The sequence below is a fragment of the Variovorax ginsengisoli genome (assembly GCF_030811835.1).
Taxonomy (GTDB): domain Bacteria; phylum Pseudomonadota; class Gammaproteobacteria; order Burkholderiales; family Burkholderiaceae_C; genus Variovorax; species Variovorax ginsengisoli_C.
This window is the reverse complement of the sequence record NZ_JAUSRO010000016.1, coordinates 1-18,497: the sequence shown is the minus strand read 5'-3', so window position 1 is coordinate 18,497 and position 18,497 is coordinate 1. Positions and strand designations below refer to the sequence as shown.

The following is an 18,497-nucleotide window of genomic DNA, read 5'->3' as shown; positions in this document are numbered from 1 at the left end:
AACATCCCGTGCGGGTTTTCACGTAAGCATCACCGACCGCTTCACCAGCAGCGTTACCTGCCCGCAAAAAGAATCGCGATATTGACCAGGAAGCCCAGCGCCCAGACCGCGCTGCGCAGGGACGAAGCGCCCCGCACGTAGAGTGCGATGAAGAGCACGCGCAACACCACATAAGCGATGGCCAGCGCGTCCAGCGTGCCCTGCGCGGCGTTCAGTTGATGCGCAATCAACACCGCCCCAATGAAGAACGGTAGCCCTTCAAAACTGTTGGCCTGTGCAGCGTTCGCACGGGCGCGCCAGCCGCTCTGACGGCTCATCCAGTCACGGGGCGAGACGTTGTCACGTGGCCCGAAACTACCGAGCTTGGCAATGTAGGCGCTGACGTAGGGCAGCAGCGCGGCGACCAGCACGCACCAGTAGGCGATGCTCAGCGAAGAAAGAAAAGGCATGGCGGCTTTCACGACAGGAGCGGCGAAAAGACGCCGCAATGACCGAGTGTCGCCGATGAAACCCGGCCTGCTGACGAACGCACGTCTTCATCGGCCTGGGTCTGGCACGGGTGCGGCGGCAACCGCCGTGGGGTGTGCCTTGGCGTCGGATTCATCAGGCAGGTTCCACCAGCCGCCACCGAGCGCCTGGAACAGCGCGGCCGCATCGCTCAACTGCAATGCGCGCGCTTGTATCAGCCCAAGCCTCGCCTGCTGATGCGACTGATGTGCCAGACGCAGGCTCAGCATGCTGGCATCTCCCGCGCGCAACTGCAGTTGCAGACGCGCCAGCGCCTGTGCGGCCAGACGGTCGGCTTTCTGCGCGGCCTCCACGGCCTTGGCGTCGGTGTCGATGGCCGCGAGCGTATTGGCCACGTCCTGAAAGGCGCCCAGCACGGTGGCGCGGTACTGCGCGCCCGCCTGGTCGAAGCTGGCACGCGCTGCGGCCTCACGGTGTTCGAGCGCGCCTGCGTCGAACAATGGCTGCGTCGCACTGCCCACCAACGTCCAGAACATGCCGGGGCCGGTGAAAAGCTGCGACAGCGTGTATGCGGATGAACCCACGTTGCCCCCCAGCGTCACGCTGGGCAGGCGCGCCGCCACGGCCATGCCGATGGCCGCGCTCGCCGCCTTGAGCTGCGCTTCGGCAGCGCGCACGTCGGGACGATGCTCGACCAGCGTCGAGGGCAGGCTCAACGGCAGCACGGTGGGCAGTTGCAGCGTGTCCAGGTCGAGCTGCGCCTCGATGCCCTGCGAGGGGTAGCGGCCCGTCAGCACAGCCAGCAGATTGCGTTGCTGCGCCACCTGACGCTCGATCGGTGGCAACGTGGCCTCGGTCGCAGCCAACTGGGTCTCTTGCGCATCGACATCGGCGGGCGCGACCTGGCCCAGGCGCAGCTGCTGGCGATACGCATCGAGCATCTTCCGTTGCGCGCCAATGATCTCCAGCGTGGCGGTCCGCTGCGCGCGCAGCGACGCATCGGCAATCGCGGCCGCGACCACATTGCTGGTGAGCGTCACGCGCGTGGCCAAGCTCTGGAAACGCTGGTTCTCCGCCTGTGCCTGCGTATTTTCGACCTGCCGGCGCGTGGCGCCGAACACGTCCGGCGTGTAGGAGACGTTGAGTTGTGCCGTGTGCAGCGTGTAGAGGTTGGCGTTGGACGCCACCGGGCTGGACACGGTGTCGGCCACGCGCTGGCGCGTGGGCGTGTAGTTCAAGCTCACGCTGGGCCAGAACCCGGCCTGCTCCGCGGCAACGAGTTCGCGCGCACCACGCAGCGCCGCGTCGGCCGCTTCCAGCGTCGGATTGGCCGCCAGGCTCTGGGCGACCAATGTGTTGAGCGCTTCGGAGTGAAAGGCCGTCCACCATTGCGCAGGCAGGTCGGCCCCCTCGGCCCCCGCCGCCGGGGCCGAAGTGGCCCCATAACGATCGGGCAACTGCAACGGCGGACGTGCATAGTCCGGCCCCGCCGCACAGCCGCCGAGCAGCAGCGCGAGCGCCGAGAGCGCAAGGAAATGGGAAGGGGTCAGCATCGGCTTCATGAGGCGTTCGAGTCAGGGGCCCGGCGCGCGCGCCGCTTGCGTTCGCGCCGCTCGAAGACACCCTCTAGCGAAAAATACAGCGTGGGCAGGATGAACAGCGTCAACAGCGTCGAAACCACCAGCCCGCCCACCACCACCGTCGCCAGCCCGCGCTGCACGTCGGTGCCCACACCTGTGGCCAATGCCGCTGGCAGCATGCCGATCGACGCCACGGTGGCGGTCATCAGCACTGGCCGCAGGCGCTCGGACGCGCCTTCGAGCACCGAGGCCCGCAGCGCCCGGCCCTCACCACGCACGCGCCGGAAGTTCGACACCATGATGATGCCGTTCTGAATCGACACACCGAACAACGCGATGAAGCCCACCGCCGTTGCCACGTTGAGCGTTTCGCGCGCCAGGTGCACCGCAATCAGTCCGCCCAGCACCGCCATTGGCACCACGCCGAGGATCAGCAGCACGAGACGGGTCTGGCCGAATTGCAGGAACAACAGGACCGCCATGATGCCGACCACGATCGCCAGCGACAGGCCCAGGCGCGCCTGCGCGCGCTGCTGGTTCTCGAACTGGCCGGCCCATTGCAGGTGCACCTTGGTCGGGTCGAAGTGGATGTCCCGGGCGATACGCGCACGCGCTTCGTCGAGGTACGAGGCCAGGTCGCGGTCCCGGTTGTCCACGCGCACTGTGATCTGGCGCTCGTTCATCTCGTGGGAGATCGTGCTCTCGCCGCTCTGCAGGCGAATGTCGGCGACCTGCGACAGCGACACCTTGACACCGCTCGAACTGTTGAGCTGCAGCGCACCGAGCGCCTCCGTGCTGCCCTTGGCGTTCGCAGGCATCTTCACCGACACGTTGTAGGTGCGGTTGCCCGCGTACACGGTGATCACGGGCGCACCGCCGATACCGGTCTGGATGAGGTTCGCCACATCGCTCGCGTTGACGCCATAGCGTGCCGCCGCCTCGCGATTGAGTTCGATCACGACCTGCGGAATCGGTGGCTCCTGGAACAGCGACGCCGAGGCCGTGCCGCGCACGGTGCCCAGCAGATCGACGATCTGGTTGCCGATGCGTCGGGTCTCCTTCAGGTCGTCGCCGTAGACGCGCAGAACCAGCGGACTGTGGGCGCCGCCCACGGCATCGTTGACGCCATCGATGATCGGCTGGCTGATGCCCACGTCGAAACCAGGCATGCGGGAAAACCGCTCGGTCAGCGTGCGCACGAAGGCGGCCTTGTTCACGCCCGCGGGCCACTGGGCGTACGGCTTCAAGCCCACGGGCACTTCCATGTGCGACGGTGTCCAGGGGTCGGTGCCGTCGTCGTTGCGGCCGAGCTGGGTGACCACATAGGACACCTCCGGGTACTCGAGCAGCACGCGGCGCATCTCGGTGGCCATTTCGCCGGCCTTGTCGAGCGACAGCCCCGATGGCAACTGCACCTGAAGCCAGAGCGCACCTTCGTCGATGTCGGGCAGGAACTCGCGCCCGGCCGTGGCACCCAGCCCCACCACCGCAGCCAGCGCCAGGGCGCTCAATACATAGGCAATGGCAGGCGTATCGAGCAGCTTCGACAGACCGCGCCGATAGGCAGCCGTGAGCCAGACCAACGGCTTGTTGACGAAGGGCTTGCTCGGCTTGCGCAGCGCCACGTAGGCGAGGCTCGGAATCAGCGTCAGCGCGCACAGCAGCGCACCCACCAGCGCATAACCCACGGTGAAGGCCATCGGCTTGAACAGCTTGCCTTCGGCGCGTTCGAACGCAAACAGCGGCAGGTAGGCCGTCACGATGATCAGCGTGGCGAAGAAGATCGGCTTGGCCACCTGACCCACGGTGGCCAGCACCTGATCCTCGGTCAGCGTGGCATGGGGGTCTTCCTCGCGGCGCCGCAGGATGCTCTCCATGATCACGATCGCACCGTCGACGATGATGCCGAAGTCGATCGCGCCGAGCGAAAACAGGTTGGCCGGCATGCGCGTGACATGCATGACGATGAACACCGTCATGAGCGACATCGGGATCGCCACCGCCGCGACGACCGCGCTGCGCGGGCTGCCCAGAAACAGAATCAACACGAAACTCACCAGGGCCATGCCTTCGAGCATGGTGCGCACCACCTTGTCGACCGTGAGCTTCACCAGATCGTCGCGGTCGATGTAAGGCACGATCTTCACGCCCATCGGCGCGAGCTCGGCCTGCAGTGCGTCGATCTTTGCATGCAGGCCTTCGAGCACGCGCGACGGGTTCTCGTACTTGAGCATCAGCACGATGCCCTCGATGGTGTCGGGGTTGCGGTCCTTGCCGAGGACGCCGCTGCGTTCCTGGTGGCCCGATTGCAGGTGGCCGAGGTCGCGCACCAGCACAGGCGAGCCATTGCTCTGCGCCACCACCACGCTGCCCAGATCGTCGAGCGTGCGCACCTGGCCGATCCCGCGCACCACGTAGCCCTGCTCGCCGCGTGCAATGCGCCCACCGCCGGCATTGGCGCTGCTGTTGTTGATGGCGGTGACCACATCGCCGAGCACCAGCGCGTGCTGCTGGAGTTTGGCCGGATCGAGTTCGAGCTGAAACTCCTTGGTGAAGCCGCCAAAGTTGTTGACGTCGACGACACCCGCCACCTGCTTGAGTGCGGGAATCACCTTCCAGCGCTGGATCTCGGACAGTTCCATAAGGTTCTTCGTGTCCGATTCGAGCGTATAGCGGTAGATCTCGCCGGCGGGCCCGGCCATGGCGCCCAGGCTGGGCTGCACGCCCGAGGGCAGCGGGACCTGCCCGATGCGTTCGTTCACGCGCTGGCGCGCGAAATAGTCGTCGGTCCCGTCCTTGAAGCTGAGGTTGATCAGCGACAGGCCGAAGGTGCTGCTCGAACGGATCGATGCCAGCGACGGGACGTTGGCCAGCGCGCGCTCGAGCGGCGTGGTGATCTGCTGCTCCACCTCCTCGGCAGCCAGGCCATTTACCTGCGTGGTCACCTGCACCGTCACGTCGCCGAGATCGGGGTAGGCCTCCACCGTCATCTGCGTCCACGACCAGGCGCCCAGCAGCACCAGCCCGGCCGACATCGTCCACGCCAGCAGGCGATGGCGAAAAAACTGCTGGATGAGCAAATCAATCATTGAGCAGCACACCGCCGCGTACGACCACGCGTTCATCGGCCGCCAGGCCACTGCGAATGCGCACGCGCTCGCCGTCCTCGCTGCCCAGTTGCACCGTGCGGCGCGTGAAGGTCCAGGGCGCGACCTCGACGAACACGCTCACCGCGTCGTTGTTCATCAGCAGCGCTGAAGCCGGCACCTGCGGCTGCTGCGCCTGCGGCACGTCGAGCACCGCGGTCGCGTACATGTTGGGCTTGAACAAGCCCTCGGTGTTCGGGAACACCACTCGCGCCTTGACGCGGCGCGTATCCGCATCGAGCGCGGCGCCCACGAAGGCGACCTTGCCGCTGAAGCTGCGCCCTGGGTAGGCGGCGAACGTGACAACGGCGCGCTGGCCCGCCGAGACGGCGCTCATCGCGCTCTCTGGCACGTTGACCGTGACCCACACGCTGTCGAGGTTCGACACGGTCATGAGCACGGCATTGACGTCGTTGAGATTGGCGCCGACAGCGGCATTCAGCGCAGTCACGGTGCCGGCCAGCGGCGCGGTGATCTTCAGCCCCTGGCCGCCCTGCGTGCTCACGCCGTCGGTGCCGAGGGCACGCAGCCGGGCTTCGCTGCGATGCAGCTCGGCGGTCTGCTGGACGAGTGCGCTGCGGGCGGCCTCCACGTCCTTGGTGGCATTGGAGCCGGCCTCGTTCACGCCTTGCGCACGGGTCAGTGCACGCTGTGCGAGGTCGACCGCATCGCGCGCCTTCTGCGCATCGGCCACGGCCTGCGCCAAGTCGGGCGATGCCAGGGTCGCGAGCAGTTGGCCGCGCTGCACGACATCGCCCAGCCGCACCCGGAGTTCGACCAGGCGGCCCGTCAGTGGCGGAACGATGTTGGCCGTACGCACCGGATCGGCCTCGACCGTCGCTGGCAGGCTGAGCTGATGCGCCAGCGCATCCTGCGTCACGGCGGCGACCTGCAGGCGATCGCGCAGCGGCGAGCCCGGCGGCACGCTCAGGCGGTCACCCTGATGCACCAGCAGCGGCGCGGGCGTGGTGGGGTTCGTGGCCGTGTTCGTGGCGGCCGCCGATGCAGCCGCGTGGGCATGCGCCCCACCGAGATCGACCCACAGCGCCAGGCAGGCGAGCAGGCCCAGGCCGATACGGACGCGGGATGGCGTGTAGAGGGTTTTCTTGATCACGATGCGAGTCCATTCATGGGCCCGGCAGCTTAGAAAACCTGTCCTGAAGAAGCTCCCAAGAAATCCTGAAGATTTCTTAAGGAAACCGACACCGGCTCGCGGCATGATGGCGCCCATGCGAATCCTGTTGATCGAAGACGACCGCAAGGCGGCACGCCTGTTGGCCCGCGGGCTGGAGGAAGAAGGTTTTGTCGTCGATGTGGCGCACAGTGCCGAGGAAGGCGACCATGCCGCGTTCGTCACTGACTACGACCTGCTGGTGCTCGACTGGATGCTGCCCGGCAAGGACGGCCTGCAGCTGTGCCGCGATCTTCGCCAGCGCGGCAGCAAGACGCCGATGCTGATGCTGACCGCGCGCGACGCCCTGGCCGATCGCGTGGCTGGCCTCAACACGGGCGCCGACGACTATCTCACCAAGCCGTTTGCCTTCGACGAGCTGCTGGCACGCATGCGCGCGCTGCTGCGCCGCTCCGAACTCGTGCGGCCGGTGGTGCTTGCGCTGGCCGACCTGAGCCTCGACCCGTTGAGCCAGCGGGTCGCGCGCGGCGGTGCCGTGCTCGACCTGACGCACAAGGAGTTCGCGATCCTGCAGATCCTGCTGCGCCATGGCGGCGAGGTCGTCAGCCGCTCGCGGCTGGCAGAACAGGTCTGGAAGGATGACCTGATCGCCATCGACAACCTGATCGACGTGCACATCAGCAACCTGCGCCGCAAGGTCGATACCCCGTTTTCCGTCGCCCTGATCCAGACCGTGCGGGGGCGCGGTTTCCGCCTCGCCTTGCCCGAGACGGGAGCTTCGGACGATGCTTAGCTTGCACAGGCGACTGGCGCTGGCACACGTCAGCGTGATCGTGGTGGTGATGACCATCGCCGCGGCGGGGTCGTACTTCGTGTTTGCGCGCAACGTACGCGCCGAACTCGACGCCGCGCTGCTGGCACTGGCCGAGACCGAGGTGAGCATGCTGGCGGCGTCGCGGGAAGACGCGCCCGTGGAGGTCCACGAAGCGTCGCGCGGCACCTCGGCGGCACCGTCGTTCGTCCGGCTCGATCGACTGGTGCAGATGGTCGACGGACAGGGCGATGTTCTGGCCCGCAGCGCGAATCTGGGCGAGGCGCAGTTGCCGATCCCGCACATGCTGCTGGACCGGCTCGCGGCCAACGAGACGGTGTTCCAGACGCTCGACGGCTTCGGCGACGAACCCATGCGCATGGTGTCGGTGCCCGTACCCGGGCCACACCGGGTACTTGCGGTTCAGGTCGCAGGGTCGCTGGACGACGTCAATCATGTGCTCACGGCGGCCAGCATCCTTTTTCTCGCGCTGGGCGGAGTGCTGCTGCTGACACTGGGCACCGCCGGCGCCCTGGTCACTCGCCGTGCGTTCGATGCCATCGCCGATGTCGTGCAGCAGGCGCGCCGGATCGGCGACAGGGATCTGGGCGAGCGCCTACCGCACCCCGGTACGCGCGACGAGATCGGCCGCCTGGTCGACACCCTCAACGCCATGCTGGCACGCATCGAGGCCGGGATGGAGGCGCAGCGCCGCTTCACGTCCGATGCGTCGCACGAGTTGCGCTCGCCCTTGTCGCGGCTGCGCACCGAGCTCGAGCTCACCTTGCGGCATCCGCGCGAGAACCACGTCTATGTGCAGACGCTGCATTCAGCGCTCGAGGAGGTCGAGTCGCTGACACTGCTGGTCGAAGAACTGCTGGTGCTCGCGCGGCTGGATGCCGGCCAGGAGCGTGACGACGCCGAAACGGTGGCACTTGATCTGCTGGCCGAAGAAGCCGTGCGCCGCATCGAACCAATGGCGCGCGAAAGCGGGGTGAAGGTCTCCATCGAGCCCTCCCCACCTGTGGCGGCGATCGCGGCACGCGGCGCGGTGGCGCTGGCCATCGCGAACCTGCTCGACAACGCGGTCAAGTTCTCGCCGCAGGGCACCGAGGTGCGGGTGTGGTTCCTGGCCGACATGGATACGAGCGAAGCCGTCCTGTGTGTCGCCGACGGTGGCGCCGGCATCGCGAAAGACGACCTGCCCCACCTGTTCAAGCGTTTCTACCGTGGCGCTGCGGCGCGCTCCGACGAAAAAACGCCGGGCCTCGGGTTGGGACTGGCGCTGTCCCAGGCGGTGCTGCATGCGCAGGGCGGGCGGATCGAGGCGTCGAACGAGCAGGCCGGCGGTGCCCGGTTCGAAATTCGGCTGCCGCTGGCTCCTTAAGGCCATTGCGCCCGCTCGTGGTCACTTGGCAGTCAGAGTACTTCGTCATGATGCCGGCCAGACCTGATGCGTTCGCGGCCTCAGGCCTCGAACACTGGAATCACTCCTTTCTTCATGAACGTCACTCTCATCGGTACCGGCTACGTCGGCTTGGTCACTGGCGCCTGCTTTGCCGAGATGGGCAATACGGTCACGTGCGTTGACAACGATCCGGCGAAGATCGAGCAACTCCGGCAAGGCGTGATCCCGATCTACGAACCGGGTCTCGCCGATCTCGTGACGCGCAATGTCCAGCAGGAGCGCCTGCAGTTCACCACGTTGCTGGGCGATGCCATGCAAAGCGCCGACATCCTGTTTCTCGCCGTCGGCACGCCGGCCCGGCCGGACGGATCGGCCGACATGCAGTTCGTGCTTGCCGTGGCGCACGAGATCGGCCGGCACCTGCAGCGCTACACGGTGGTCGTCGACAAATCCACGGTGCCGGTGGGTACGACCGAACAGGTGCGTGCGGCCATTCAGGAGGAACTCGACGCCAGGCAGGTCGACGTGCCCTTCGACGTGGTGTCGAATCCCGAATTCCTCAAGGAAGGCGTGGCCGTCAACGACTTCATGAGTCCCGATCGGATCGTGATCGGCAGCACGAGCGCGCGAGCCAAGGAGGTCATGGCCGCGCTCTATGCGCCCTTTGTTCGCAACCATCCACGCATCCTCTACATGAGCGAGCGCGATGCCGAAATGACGAAATACGCGGCCAACGCGATGCTCGCCACCAAGATCTCGTTCATGAACGAAATCGCCAATCTCTGCGAGCTGGTCGATGTGGATGTCGAGCAGGTGCGGCTGGGCATCGGCTCGGACGCGCGCATCGGCTTTCACTTCATCTACGCCGGAGCGGGCTATGGTGGATCGTGCTTTCCCAAGGATGTTCGGGCGCTCATGCATATCGGTGCTGCGCATGACTACGAAGCGGGGCTCCTTCGCTCGGTCGACGCCCGCAACAACGCGCAGAAGAAAATTCTGTTCGAGAAGATCCATCGACATTTCCAGGGCGAGCTGCAGTCGCGGACCATTGCCGTCTGGGGACTCGCCTTCAAGCCGGGCACCGACGACCTGCGCGAGGCGCCGAGCCGCGACCTGATCGAAGCGCTGCTCGCCGCCGGCGCCTGCGTCAAGGCGTTCGATCCAGAGGCAGGCGCCGCCGCACGGCGCGCCTTTGCGCAGGATGTGCAGGACAGCGGTCGCTTGCAGATTGTCGAGGCGCAGTACGAGGCGGCCATCGATGCGGACGCATTGGTGCTGGTCACCGAATGGAAGCCCTTCCGGCATCCAGACTTCAAGACGCTGCACCGTCTCATGCGCCATCACGCGATCTTCGATGGCCGCAACCAGTACATGCCAAGTGCGGTCCGCGATGCGGGCTTCACCTATGCAGGCATCGGCCGGACTGCGTCATGAAGCTGTCACGCGTCCCGCGCTCCGCCTTCATGTGGCATTCATCTTCGCTGTCTACCATGGCGCCATGCTGAGCTTGAGCGGTCGACGGATCATATGTACGCAGCAGGCGTTCTGGTGCCTGCTCGCCTTGCTGCTGACCGCCCTGCAACCCTTCCTGGCAGTGCATTTCACCCAGAACGGCTGGGAAGACGAGCCGGGCTTGCGGGTGCGCAGTGTCGGCGAGGTGACCCAGTTCGAGGTGGATGCGGCCCAAGGGCAATTGCGCAATTTCGAGACCACGCTCTATGTTCCCGCGACCGCGCCCATCGACGGTACCGACGCGTTTCAGGGCGGGCTCGATATGCTGCTGATGCGGGTCGGTCTGCTGATGCCCTTGACGATTGCAGTACTGCTTTTCGTCGCTGCTGTGCCGTTCGAGGCGGCGCTGCGTCTCGCACCCTACCGCAGCGCCGCGCCGCCGCGCACCAGGCCCTGGCGACGAATGCCGCCCCAGGCTGCACCTCCGCCAACGAACTGAGGATCTTTGACGCACTTCGGGTGCGTTTGACCGAGCGCTCGCCGCCTCGGCTTCTTTCGTCTACGGAGAACTCTCATGAATTCAATGCAGTGGCAGCCGCAGGGCTGTGCGCGGATGGGAAGGACATCATGTCCGACCTGAACACCACCTTGTTCAATCTTGTAGCGGCAGGCTTTGAGCCCCACCCCATCCTTCTCGTGTTGGCCGTCGCGCTGGCGTCGGGCGGCGTATGGGTGGGTGTCGCCATCGTGATCCGGGCATGGTGGCGCCCGGCTGGTATGCGCGTGCACATCGTATGGACCCTTGCCGTGGCTGCCTTGGCGGCCATGGCCGCCCATGCCATCGCAGCGGCACTGAATCTGCCCCGGCCATTCATGCTGGGGCTCAGTCCGGAATACATCAGCCATGGCGCACGCGGGTCCCTGCCCAGCACGCATGCCACCGTCATGTCGGCGATCGCGCTGATGTTCCTGCTGCGCCGCCCCCTGCGGCCCGCAGGTATTGCGATGGCACTGGTGGCCGGCATCACCGGATGGGCACGCGTTTACGTGGGCGTGCATTTTCCCGTGGACATTGCTGCAGGCATTATCTTGGCCGCCGGAATCACCGGCCTGTTCTTCGCCAGCGCCGTCGTGCTTCGAAGGTTGCGTGCATCGCAGTCCGCGCGACGCAGCGCAGCGATCCTGCGCACGCCATGAACGGCCGGACTTTGCCCCACATTGCAAGCCTGAACTCACTGTCTGCCGAGTCCGCACACGGGCAACCTCGGCATGAGGCAACCGCGGCCCTCGCCCTGGGATTCCTGCTGCTGATGACGCTGGCATGGTTCGTCACGCTGGGCACACGCGCATTGATCACGCCCGACGAAGGCCGCTACGCGTCGATTGCACTGGAGATGGCGCGCAGCGGCGACTGGGTGACCCCGCGACTCAACGGCCTGCTCTATTTCGAAAAGCCGCCGTTGCAGTACTGGATCGGCGCGATCTTCTTCAAGCTGCTGGGCGCGAGTGAATTTGCCGCGCGCCTGTGGCCCGCGCTCTCTGGGCTGCTGACCGTGCTCGCGGTCGGCTTCACCGGCCGCAGGCTCTGGGGTCCGGCCGCTGGCCTGCGCGCACTGGCAGTGGCCGCATCGACGACCTGGATCGTCGCCAACGCGCACTTCCTGACACTCGACGCCGGCTTGACGCTGTTTCTCACGCTGTCGATGTGCGCCCTGCTGTTGGCCGAATGGGGCAGCGGCAATGCCGCCACGCGCCGCAGCTGGATCTGGGCCGCGTGGGTCGCGATGGCGCTGGCGGTGCTCAGCAAGGGCCTGGTCGGCATCGTGATTCCCGGTGGCACGCTGCTGCTGGTGAGCCTGTGGCGCCGGGACTTCGGTCTGTGGCGGCGCATGCACTGGCTGTCGGGCGTGGTGATCTTCCTGGCGATCGCCGCGCCCTGGTTCGTGCTGGCCTCGCTTCGCAACCCGGACTTCGCCGAGTTCTTTTTCATCCACGAGCACTTCGCGCGCTACCTCACCCAGGTGCACCATCGCGAAGGCGCCTGGTGGTATTACCTGCCGCTGCTGGTGGGCGGCCTGATGCCGTGGACCGGCGCACTGCCCTGGCTCTGGCAGCGACGCACTGCCAAGTCCCCGCACGCGCGGCTCACGGCGAGCGACGTGCTGATCGCCTGGGCCCTGTTCGTGCTGGTCTTCTTCAGCGCATCGGGCTCCAAGCTGCCCTCCTACATCCTGCCGATGTTTCCCGCGCTCGCCCTGCTGATCGCCCATCGGCTTGGCACCACCCGCGTTGCGGCACTGCGCTGGCACCTGGCCCTGCCGGTGGCGGCCTGGCTGGTTGTGCTGGTCGTGTCGACGCGGATGGCGAGCTTTGCCACCGCGTCGACGCCATCCGAGGTGCTGGCACCCATGGCCTGGGGCATGCGCATCGGCGCCCTGGCCTTCATGGTCGCCGGGGGGCTCGCCTGGTACTGGCTTGGCCGCAACCGGACGACCGCAGCGGTGCTGGCCCTGGCGCTGGGCCAATTGGTGGGCGCGCTCTCGGTGCTGCAAGCGCACAACGGCTTCGGCCAGCTCAAGAGCGCCGCGCCCATCGCTGCCGTGCTGCGCCCGCTCATCGCCCCCGACACCCCGATTTTTTCCGTCCAGAGCTATGACCAGACACTTCCTTTCTACTTGGGCCGCAGCATCGTGCTGGTGGACTACGTCGACGAATTCGCGCTCGGCCAGCGGGTCGAACCCGATCGCTCCATCCCGACCATCGATGCGTTCCTGGCCCGCTGGCAGGCCCTGCCCCAGGCGGCGGCCTATCTGGGCCACGACACCTGGCAAATACTTCGGGACCGGGGCGTGCCGATGCGCGTGGTCTTCGAGGACGCGCGCCGCGTCATGGTGCTGAGACGATGAAGGCGCTCGACTTTCTCTGGATCCTGAGCGGCGTCGTGCTCAACGCGGTGGCGCAGTTGCTGCTGAAGGCCGGAGCTGCCAGCGCGGGCCAGATCACGCTCGGCGCTGGCGCCCACGCACTGTGGGCCACCGCACTCGGCCTGGCGCGCCACCCGGGCATCCTCGGCGGGCTGGCCTGCTACGTCATCAGCGTGGTCGTCTGGATCGTGGCGCTCTCGCGCGTCGAGGTGAGCGTGGCCTATCCGATGCTCTCGATCGGCTACGTCCTCAATGCCTTGCTCGCCTGGTGGCTGTTCGGCGAAACCCTTAACGCGCAGCGCTGGCTGGGCATCGGCGTGATCATGGTCGGCGTCGTGCTGGTGGCGCGCAGCGGAAGCAACACATGACAGTCACCTTGCCACCACAACCCTTCCTGCCCTTCACGCGCCCGTCGATCGATGAGGACACCATCCGCGAGGTCGGCGATGTTCTGCGCTCCGGCTGGCTGACCGCGGGCCCGAAATGCGCAGCGTTCGAACACGCGCTCTCCGAACGCTTCGGCGGCCGGCCGGTCCGCGTGGTCAGCTCGGCCACCGCGGCCCTGGAGCTCGCACTGCGCCTGTGCGGCATTGGACCGGGCGACGAGGTCATCACCACGCCACTGAGCTGGGTCGCGACCGCGAACGTGATCCTCGCCGTGGGCGCCACACCGGTCTTCGTGGATGTAGACCCGCACACCCGCAACATCGACCTGGACCGCATCGAAGCCGCGGTGACGCCACGCACGCGCGCGCTGCTGCCGGTCGACCTGGCCGGCCTGCCGGTGGACCGCGACCGCCTCTACGCAATCGCGAGCCGACATGGGTTGCGCGTGATCGAGGATGCGGCGCAGTCCTTCGGCGCTCACTGGCAAGGCCGCGAGATTGGCAGCTTCGGCGACCTTATCTCGTTCAGCTTTCATGCCAACAAGAACTTCACGTCGGCCGAGGGCGGCTGCCTGGTACTGCGCGACGAACACGAGGCCCAGCGCTTCGAAAAGCTCCGGTTGCAAGGCGTCATCCGCCTGCCCGATGGCGGCATGGACGTGCAGCACTGGGGCGCCAAGGCCAACCTCACCGACGTGGCCGCTGCCATCGGGTTGGGCCAATTGCGCAGCGTGGACGCCTTCACCGTCCGCCGTCGGCAGCTCGCTGCGCAGTACTTCGCGCACTGGCCCGCCCTGCCCGGCTTTTCGCTGCCCCCTCCCGACGCGGCGCAGCACGGCAATTGGCACATGTTCCAGCCCCTGCTGCCTGAGCCGCTCGCCGCGCGCCGTGGCGATTTTCTGGCCGCCATGAAGGCACAAGGCATCGGGGTGGGTGTGCATTACCCCGCCATGCACCTTTTCTCGATGTTCCGCGCCCGGGGCCATGCACCGGGTGACTTCCCCGTGGCCGAGGACATCGGCGCCCGCACGGTCACGCTGCCCCTGTTTCCTGCCATGACCGATACGGACGTACCGCGCGTGATCGATGCCGTGGCGGCAGTCACGGCCCTCCTTAGCTGAAAAACCCTGCCGCCATGACCCGCAACCCACCCTCCTACGCGCCCTTCGGCGACGACGCCGCAGTCGGCAGCACCGCGCTCAGCATCGTGATCCCGGTCTACAACGAAGAGGACGGCCTTGCCGCGCTCTTCGCGCGGCTCTACCCGGCGCTCGACCAGTTGGCGCTCGACTACGAGATCGTGTTCATCAATGACGGCAGCCGCGACCGCTCGGCTGCCTTGCTGGCCGAACAGTTCGAGCGACGGCCCGACGTCACGCGGGTGATCCTGTTCAACGGCAATTTCGGGCAGCACCGCGCCATCCTCGCGGGCTTTGCCCACTGCCGCGGCAAGCGCGTGATCACGCTCGACGCCGACCTGCAGAACCCGCCCGAAGACATTCATCTGCTGCTCGCCGCGATGGACGCCGGCTCCGACTGCGTGGGAACGATCCGGCGCCATCGACAGGACTCCGCCTGGCGCCGTTGGGCGTCTCAGGCGATGAATCGGCTGCGGCACCGGCTCACCGGCATCGTCATGACCGATCAGGGTTCGATGATGCGCGCCTACAGCCGCAACGTGGTCGAACTCATCAACCAGTGCCACGAGATGAACACCTTCATCCCTGCCCTGGCAACCCAGTTCGCGCGCCATCCCACGGAGGTCGAGGTGCGGCACGAGGAGCGCCACGCAGGCGAATCCAAGTACTCGCTCTACAGCCTCATCCGCCTGAACTTCGACCTCGTGACGGGTTTCTCGCTCGTGCCGCTGCAGGCCTTTTCGATGCTGGGCCTCGTCGTGTCGATGCTCTCGGGACTGCTGTTCCTGATCCTCGCGGGCCGACGGCTCGTGCTTGGCCCGGAGGAGGGCGGCACATTCACGCTGTTTGCCCTGCTCTTCCTGCTGGTCGGCATCACGCTCTTCGGCATCGGCCTGCTGGGCGAGTATGTGGGCCGCATCTACCAGGAGGTGCGGTCGCGTCCGCGCTACGTCATCAACGCCATCCTGGAGCGCAAGCCATGACGCGGCCTGCTCGCGCGATCGTCTTCGCCTACCACGACGTCGGCGTGCGCTGCCTGCGGGCCGTGCTCGACGCTGGCTTGGAGGTACCGCTGGTCGTCACGCACCGCGATGCGCGTGACGAGGCGATCTGGTTCGGCAGCGTCGCCGAAGTGGCCGCCGAGCATGGCCTGCGCTGCGTGACACCGGCCGATCCGCATGTCCCCGAGTTGCTGGAGGCGGCGCGCGCATTCAGCCCCGATTTCCTGTTCTCCTTCTATTACCGGCACATGCTGCAGAGCGCGTGGCTCACACTGCCTCGTCGCGGTGCCTTCAACCTGCACGGCTCGCTGCTGCCAGCCTACCGCGGTCGGGCGCCGGTGAACTGGGCCGTGATCCATGGCGAACGCGAGACCGGCGCCACGCTGCACCGAATGAACGAAAAGCCGGACAACGGGGCCATCGTGGACCAGCAGGCCGTCCCGATCCTGGGCGACGATACGGCGCACGAGGTCTTCGCCAAGGTCGTCGTGGCGGCCGAACTCGTGCTGGTGCGCAGCCTGCCAAAGCTGCTGGACGGCACCGCGGTGGAAACACCGCAGGACCTGTCGCTTGGCGGCTACTTCGGCGGTCGCAGGCCCGAAGACGGGCGCATTCCGCCCACGGCCTCGGCGGCGCAGATCCACAACCTCGTGCGCGCACTCGCGCCGCCCTATCCCTGCGCCTTCGTCGACCTGGGCGGGCAACCCGTCTTCATCGAGCGCACCCGACATCCCGCGGTGCATGCCCCGCTGCCAACGCCCGGACCGCTTCGCCTGGAGGCCGAGGGCAGCGCGTTGTGGCTCGTGGCCGCGGACGGCCATCGCCTGCAGGTGATGGCCGCGCGAGACGCCGAAGGCCAGCCTTTCGACGCGGCGCGCCTGATCCACCACTTCGGTCCCCACGGCGCGTCCGTGGACGCCCCTCATTCCCACCTCTGATCCCTATGCTCAAAGTCCTGATCCTCGGCGTGAACGGCTTCATCGGCCATCACCTGACCCGCCACATCATCGAAAACACCGACTGGGAGGTCCATGGCATGGACATGCAGTCGGGTCGCGTCACCGAATGGCTCGACCACCCTCGCTTTCATTTCTTCGAGGGGGACATCACGATCAACACGCAATGGATCGAGTACCACGTGAAGAAGTGCGACGTGGTGCTGCCTCTGGTGGCCATCGCCACACCTGCCACGTACGTGCGTGAACCACTGCGGGTGTTCGAGCTCGATTTCGAGGCCAATCTGCCGATCGTCAGGCACTGCGTCAAGTACGGCAAGCGCCTGGTCTTCCCGTCGACGAGCGAGGTCTACGGCATGAGCGAAGACGCCGCGTTCGACCCCGAGTCGTCGAACATGGTGTACGGCCCGATCAACAAGCCGCGCTGGATCTACGCCTGCTCCAAGCAACTGCTCGACCGCGTGATCCACGCCTACGGCCAGCAGGACGGCTTGCGCTACACGCTGTTCCGCCCCTTCAACTGGATCGGCCCCGGCCTGGACAGCCTGCACACACCCAAGGAAGGATCGAGCCGCGTCATCACCCAGTTCCTGGGCCACATCGTGCGGGGCGAGCCCATCCGCCTGGTCGACGGCGGTGGCCAGAAACGCGCGTTCACCTACGTCGACGACGGCATCGCCGCGTTGGTGAAGATCATTGCCAATGCGGGCGGCCGGGCCGACGGACGCATCTACAACATCGGCAACCCGGACAACAACCATTCGATCCGCGCGCTGGCAGAAATGATGCTGGCGTTGGCCGCAACGCTGCCGCAATACCGTGCCAAGGCGGCACAGGTCGAGCTGATCGATGTGCCCGCCCAGCAGTACTACGGCACCGGCTATCAGGACGTGCAGCACCGGGTGCCCGACATCCGGGCCACACGCACCGACCTCGACTGGCAGCCCTCGATCGGCATGCCGCAGGCGCTGGCGGCGCTCTTCAGCTACTACAGCAACGAGGTCGAAGCCGCCTCTGATCTGGCGCTGTAGGCATCCATCCGCCATGGCACTCATTGCGTTGAAGGTCGACGTCGACACGTTGCGCGGAACGCGCGATGGCGTTCCCGCGCTGGCTGCGTTCCTGCGCGGCGCGGGTGCGGGCGCGAGCTTTCTGTTCAGCCTCGGCCCGGATCACACGGGGCGTGCAGTGCTGCGCGTGCTGCGGCCGGGTTTCCTGAGTAAAGTATCGCGTACGTCGGTGGTCGAACACTACGGCGTGCGCACGCTGCTCTACGGCACGCTGCTTCCCGGTCCTGACATCGGCAGGATCGCCGCCACCACGCTGCGCGACGTCGAGGCCGCAGGGTTCGAGGTGGGCGTCCATTGCTGGGACCATGTGCGCTGGCAGGACCAGTTGCTGGCGCACGATGCGCCTTGGGCGCTGCGGGAGATGCGTCGCGCAACCGATCGCTACGCCACCCTGTTCGGCACGCCCGCCCGACTCCACGGCGCGGCCGGATGGCAGTTCAACGAGGCGGCGGCCCAGGCCCAGGCCGAGCTCGGCATCACGCTGGCGTCCGACACGCGCGGCTCCCATCCGTTCCAGCCCGTCTTCGGTGGCCGGGTCACAGGGCCGCCCCAGCTGCCCACAACCCTGCCCACGCTGGACGAACTCATCGGCCTGGACGGCATGACGCTGGACGACGTCGTGGCCCACGTGCTGTCGCTCACGGTAGACCGCACACGCGATCAGGTCTTCACGCTGCACGCAGAGCTGGAGGGGATGAAGCTGCTGCCGGTCCTTCGCCGTCTGGTCGACGGCTGGCGCGCGCAGGGACACGACCTGGTGTCGCTGGGCGCGCTGCGTGCGCACCACAGTGACCGGGCCTGGCCGCTGCACGAAGTGCACCTGGGCAGTGTGCCGGGACGCTCGGGCCTGCTGGCCGTCCAGGGGCCGCGTGTGGCGTGACTAGCGACGGTCGACCAGCGCGTGCGCGATGGTGCCGAGGTCGACGTATTCGAGTTCGCTGCCCGCGGGCACACCGCGCGCCAGGCGCGTCACGTTCAGGCCGTGCTGTTTGAGCGCCTCGCTGATGACATGGGCGGTCGCCTC

At 66.8% G+C, this 18,497-nt stretch carries 16 protein-coding genes and 1 pseudogene; 12 read left to right on the top strand and 5 right to left on the bottom strand.

All coding sequences use genetic code 11. From position 1 onward, the window contains the following. Positions 1-53: 53 nt before the first annotated feature. The 4 genes from J2W36_RS21670 to J2W36_RS21655 form a co-directional block, all read right to left on the bottom strand. On the bottom strand, positions 54-449 hold the full coding sequence (locus J2W36_RS21670) for an MAPEG family protein (RefSeq protein WP_307691848.1): 396 nt from the start codon (positions 447-449) through the stop codon (positions 54-56). Positions 450-536: 87 nt separating this feature from the next. After that, complete coding sequence (locus tag J2W36_RS21665) at positions 537-2,021, bottom strand: efflux transporter outer membrane subunit (protein ID WP_307691847.1); 1,485 nt, start codon at positions 2,019-2,021, stop codon at positions 537-539. Positions 2,022-2,026: 5 nt separating this feature from the next. Next, positions 2,027-5,137: an efflux RND transporter permease subunit gene (locus J2W36_RS21660; RefSeq protein ID WP_307691846.1), complete on the bottom strand. Its 3,111-nt coding sequence runs from the start codon at positions 5,135-5,137 to the stop codon at positions 2,027-2,029. Next, complete coding sequence (locus J2W36_RS21655; RefSeq protein WP_307691845.1) at positions 5,130-6,308, bottom strand: efflux RND transporter periplasmic adaptor subunit; 1,179 nt, start codon at positions 6,306-6,308, stop codon at positions 5,130-5,132. The genes J2W36_RS21660 and J2W36_RS21655 overlap by 8 nt, the downstream gene beginning before the upstream one ends. 115 nt (positions 6,309-6,423) lie before the next feature. On the opposite strand from J2W36_RS21655, the gene J2W36_RS21650 reads away from it, so the two are divergent. From J2W36_RS21650 to J2W36_RS21595, 12 genes are all read left to right on the top strand, one after another. Further along, the gene (locus J2W36_RS21650; RefSeq protein WP_307691844.1) at positions 6,424-7,119 is read left to right on the top strand and encodes a response regulator; all 696 of its coding nucleotides are present in this window, start codon (positions 6,424-6,426) and stop codon (positions 7,117-7,119) included. Then, a complete protein-coding gene (locus J2W36_RS21645; RefSeq protein ID WP_307691843.1) occupies positions 7,112-8,524 on the top strand; it encodes a sensor histidine kinase in 1,413 nt (470 codons plus the stop codon). Before J2W36_RS21650 ends, J2W36_RS21645 begins: the two co-directional genes overlap by 8 nt. A gap of 114 nt (positions 8,525-8,638) precedes the next feature. Then, positions 8,639-9,979: a UDP-glucose dehydrogenase family protein gene (locus J2W36_RS21640; RefSeq protein ID WP_307691842.1), complete on the top strand. Its 1,341-nt coding sequence runs from the start codon at positions 8,639-8,641 to the stop codon at positions 9,977-9,979. A 31-nt stretch (positions 9,980-10,010) separates the two neighbouring features. Further along, positions 10,011-10,496 carry a hypothetical protein gene (locus J2W36_RS21635; RefSeq protein ID WP_307691841.1) on the top strand — a complete coding sequence of 162 codons (486 nt, stop codon included), beginning with the start codon at positions 10,011-10,013 and terminating at the stop codon, positions 10,494-10,496. A gap of 20 nt (positions 10,497-10,516) precedes the next feature. After that, a complete protein-coding gene (locus tag J2W36_RS21630) occupies positions 10,517-11,194 on the top strand; it encodes a phosphatase PAP2 family protein (RefSeq protein ID WP_307691840.1) in 678 nt (225 codons plus the stop codon). Next, positions 11,191-12,903: an ArnT family glycosyltransferase gene (locus J2W36_RS21625; protein ID WP_307691839.1), complete on the top strand. Its 1,713-nt coding sequence runs from the start codon at positions 11,191-11,193 to the stop codon at positions 12,901-12,903. The genes J2W36_RS21630 and J2W36_RS21625 overlap by 4 nt, the downstream gene beginning before the upstream one ends. Further along, complete coding sequence (locus tag J2W36_RS21620; protein WP_307691838.1) at positions 12,900-13,289, top strand: SMR family transporter; 390 nt, start codon at positions 12,900-12,902, stop codon at positions 13,287-13,289. The genes J2W36_RS21625 and J2W36_RS21620 overlap by 4 nt, the downstream gene beginning before the upstream one ends. Then, positions 13,286-14,428, top strand: a complete 1,143-nt coding sequence (locus J2W36_RS21615; protein WP_307691837.1) for a DegT/DnrJ/EryC1/StrS family aminotransferase — start codon at positions 13,286-13,288, stop codon at positions 14,426-14,428. Before J2W36_RS21620 ends, J2W36_RS21615 begins: the two co-directional genes overlap by 4 nt. 14 nt (positions 14,429-14,442) lie before the next feature. Next, positions 14,443-15,429 carry a glycosyltransferase gene (locus tag J2W36_RS21610; protein ID WP_307691836.1) on the top strand — a complete coding sequence of 329 codons (987 nt, stop codon included), beginning with the start codon at positions 14,443-14,445 and terminating at the stop codon, positions 15,427-15,429. Then, complete coding sequence (locus tag J2W36_RS21605; RefSeq protein ID WP_307691835.1) at positions 15,426-16,385, top strand: formyltransferase; 960 nt, start codon at positions 15,426-15,428, stop codon at positions 16,383-16,385. The genes J2W36_RS21610 and J2W36_RS21605 overlap by 4 nt, the downstream gene beginning before the upstream one ends. A gap of 5 nt (positions 16,386-16,390) precedes the next feature. Continuing rightward, on the top strand, positions 16,391-17,434 hold the full coding sequence (locus J2W36_RS21600; RefSeq protein ID WP_307691834.1) for a bifunctional UDP-4-keto-pentose/UDP-xylose synthase: 1,044 nt from the start codon (positions 16,391-16,393) through the stop codon (positions 17,432-17,434). 13 nt (positions 17,435-17,447) lie between these two features. Continuing rightward, entirely contained in the window at positions 17,448-18,353 is a 906-nt protein-coding gene (locus J2W36_RS21595; protein WP_307691833.1) for a polysaccharide deacetylase family protein, read from the top strand. Here the strand turns inward: J2W36_RS21595 and recR are convergent. Continuing rightward, positions 18,354-18,497: pseudogene (gene recR, locus J2W36_RS21590) on the bottom strand (recombination mediator RecR); the annotation flags it as partial.